The organism is Moorena sp. SIO2C4 (assembly GCF_010672485.1).
Taxonomy (GTDB): domain Bacteria; phylum Cyanobacteriota; class Cyanobacteriia; order Cyanobacteriales; family Coleofasciculaceae; genus Moorena; species Moorena producens.
Genome location: NZ_JAAHGN010000893.1, coordinates 1 through 3,206, shown reverse-complemented (window position 1 = coordinate 3,206; position 3,206 = coordinate 1). Strand labels below are relative to the sequence as shown.

Sequence of the window (3,206 nt, the reverse complement as noted above, 5' to 3'; positions counted from 1 at the left end):
GTTTATTTGCTGACAGGGCAAGAACCCTCAGATTTGTATGATGCTGGTAATGATATCTTGATGTGGCGACCCCATGCACCACACATTTCTTCAGAGTTAGGGGATTTTCTTGATAGTTTGATGGTGCGAGTTTATCAACGTCCTAAAGATACTCAGGTTCTTTGGGAAAAGTTACAAGCAATCAACTCCGAACTTAATCCTCCACGGCCATCCCAGAAACCAGAAGATTCTACTGTTGTTAATAGACAACAATCAAGTCAAGCGGGGGGGTTGGGCAGTTTAGGAATAGCTGTAGTTGGATTTTTTAACCAATTCCAAAACTCCGAGCCCTCACCAGTCGAGGGAGTGACCCTAAAATCTTTTGAGTTTGATGTGGTAACTCTAGATAAATACGGTGAAATTAAAAAGCGCCGCCGTCACCAAGCCCAATATTTCACAGAAGACTTAGGCAATGGTGTAGGGCTAGATATGGTGTACATCCCTGGGGGAAGATTCCTCATGGGTTCACCAGAAACTGAGAAGGGACATAGCGACGATGAAAGTCCACAGCATTGGGTCAGAGTCTCTCCCTTCTTCATGGGAAAGTTTACGGTTACCCAGGCCCAGTGGCGGGCTGTAGCAACCTTATTCCAAGTCTCCCCTTCCCTAAACCCCCAGCCCTCTAAGTTCAAAGGCGATACTCTGCCAGTGGAAAAGGTATCTTGGTATGAGGCGATGAAATTTTGTGCTATTATATCTAGGCTGACTGGACGAAACTATCGGCTTCCGAGTGAGGCGGAATGGGAATATGCCTGTCGGGCTGGTACCAGTACGCCATTCCACTTCGGTGAAACCATTACCACCGATGTGGCCAATTACGATAGCAACGGTACATACAGCTCTGAGCCAGAAGGGGTATATCGAGAACAAACTACTCGTGTAGGTAGCTTTGGTGTAGCCAATTCCTTTGGTTTGTATGACATGCATGGGAATGTTTGGGAGTGGTGTGCTGACCATTGGTACCCAAACTACCTAAGCGCTCCGGTTGATGGTAGTGCTTGGCTAAATAGTATCAATGAGTATGATCATCATTCCCGGCTTCTGCGCGGTGGTTCCTGGGATATCATTCCTGGGATATGCCGCTCGGCTTGCCGCTTCAGCTATATCCCGGCAGACAATATCCAAGTCAACATTGGTTTTCGGGTAGTGTGTGATGTTATTACGGCTTGATGGGTTAACCATGGGTAATAGCCGTTGAGGGAGTATTGCTGGTCTCGTGTTGCTGCTATCAATGGGAGCAAGAACTTACGAATGCGATCGCATCAATAAACATCCTGCAAAACCCGATAACCAATATCCCGACGGTAATACATCCCTTCAAAGTGGATACAATCCATAGCGCTATAAGCAACTGATAAAGCTTGCGCTATTGTTTTCCCCGTTCCGGTAACCCCCAAAACCCGACCACCACTGGTAACTAGCTCTTCCTGCTTCAAGGTAGTACCAGCACTGCAAACTATTGCTCCGTGTTGCTCAGCTTGTTGGATACCAGTAATTACCTTACCCTTTTCGTAAGCTCCCGGATACCCCTTCGAGGCAGCAATCACACAAGCAGCAGCCCCTTGTTTCCAGGTAATCGTTGGTAATTCAGCCAGTCGCTGTTGGGTGCAAGCCAGAAGCACCTGATCTAGGGGAGTTTCTAGCAAGGGTAGGATAGCTTGAGTTTCTGGATCCCCAAAGCGACAATTAAATTCCAGAACCGTTGGGTTTCCTTCTGGAGTAATCATCAATCCTGCATAGAGAACTCCCCGATAATCAATGCCCCTGACCTTTAAAGCCTCAAGGGTAGGATTAAGAATCTCCGTCTCAATGCGTGTGCTTAGCTCTGGGGTAACAATCGGTGCAGGAGCATAAGCTCCCATCCCTCCGGTATTGGGACCGGTATCCCCTTCCCCAATTCGCTTATGGTCTTGAGCTGGTACTAAGGGACGAACCGTCAAGCCATCCGTAACAGCCAAAACCGAAACTTCTTGACCGGTGACACACTCTTCAATCACTACCGTCTCAAACCCATTCTGAAAGAGTGACTCCACAGCCATTTCTGCCTCGTCTATCGTCGCCGCAACAGTTACCCCTTTACCGGCTGCTAAGCCATCGGCTTTGACCACAATTGGTGCTACCTGGGCTTTCACATAAGCCAATGCTGGCTCTGGTTCCGTAAACACAGCAAAACTTGGGGTAGGAACACCAGCCGACTGCATCAAATCCTTTGCCCAAGACTTACTCGACTCAATTTGCGCTCCCTCCTGGGTGGGACCAAACACAGGGATATCTTTACCTTGGAGATAGTCTGTAATACCTAAAGACAGTGGGAGTTCTGGACCTACCACCACTAGAGATATATGGTTAACCAGAGCAAACTCAGCAATTGCTTCAAAATCTTGAAGGTTTAATAAACGATTTTGGCAACCTGTTAGTGTAGCGGTGCCACCATTACCAGGAACACATATCACCTGCTGAATACTTTGAGATTGCAGTAGTTTCCAGGCCAGGGCGTACTCCCTTCCCCCATTGCCAATTACCAAAATCTTCACTTTTTTTCTACACTCTGTGCTGAATACTCTATCTTATTCTATGACCTTACCAAAGTTTTGAATCCATTTTTACTAAAAAAAAAATTAGTCATAATTTCAGATATTGTGCCAGACTATATTTAATATACATTCAAAAATAAACTAGTCTGCCCAAAGCTTAACCAATAGTTTGAAATCTTAAATTTATGGCTCTTAATATCGTTACGGGTGCTGCGGGTTTTGTCGGTTCTCACCTAGTAGAAACCCTTTTGAATCAAGGTGAGCGAGTGATTGGTATTGATCAATTTAACGATTACTACGATCCCAACCTCAAGCGCCGGAATATTGAAAATTTTAAAGAGCATCCCGCTTTTGAGTTAATCGAAAGTGATATTCAGACCTTGGATTGGGGATCGCTCCTAACTGATGTAGAGGTAGTTTATCATCAGGCAGCACAAGCTGGAGTTCGGGCTAGTTGGGGGGATGGTTTTCGGGATTATACCGAGCGCAATATTAACGCTACCCAAATCCTACTCGAAGCCGCCAAAGATGCCAAACATCTGACGCGATTAGTCTATGCTTCCAGCTCTTCAGTTTATGGTAATGCGGAAGCCCTACCGACATCTGAAACAATTCTTCCCCAACCGGTTTCCC

General features: G+C 46.2%; 3 protein-coding genes. 2 read left to right on the top strand and 1 reads right to left on the bottom strand.

Going from position 1 to position 3,206, the window contains the following annotated elements; translation table 11 throughout:
• On the top strand, window positions 1-1,209 hold a 1,209-nt coding region (locus F6K20_RS30930; protein WP_287297279.1), incomplete at its 5' end, for a formylglycine-generating enzyme family protein.
• Window positions 1,210-1,301: 92 nt separating this feature from the next.
• On the opposite strand, the gene purD is transcribed toward F6K20_RS30930, so the two are convergent.
• Window positions 1,302-2,573 carry a phosphoribosylamine--glycine ligase gene (gene purD / locus F6K20_RS30925; RefSeq protein WP_008185036.1) on the bottom strand — a complete coding sequence of 424 codons (1,272 nt, stop codon included), beginning with the start codon at window positions 2,571-2,573 and terminating at the stop codon, window positions 1,302-1,304.
• 185 nt (window positions 2,574-2,758) lie between these two features.
• Between purD and F6K20_RS30920 the strand changes: the two genes are divergently transcribed.
• A partial coding sequence (locus F6K20_RS30920) for an NAD-dependent epimerase/dehydratase family protein (protein WP_287297277.1) occupies window positions 2,759-3,206 on the top strand: 448 nt, incomplete at its 3' end.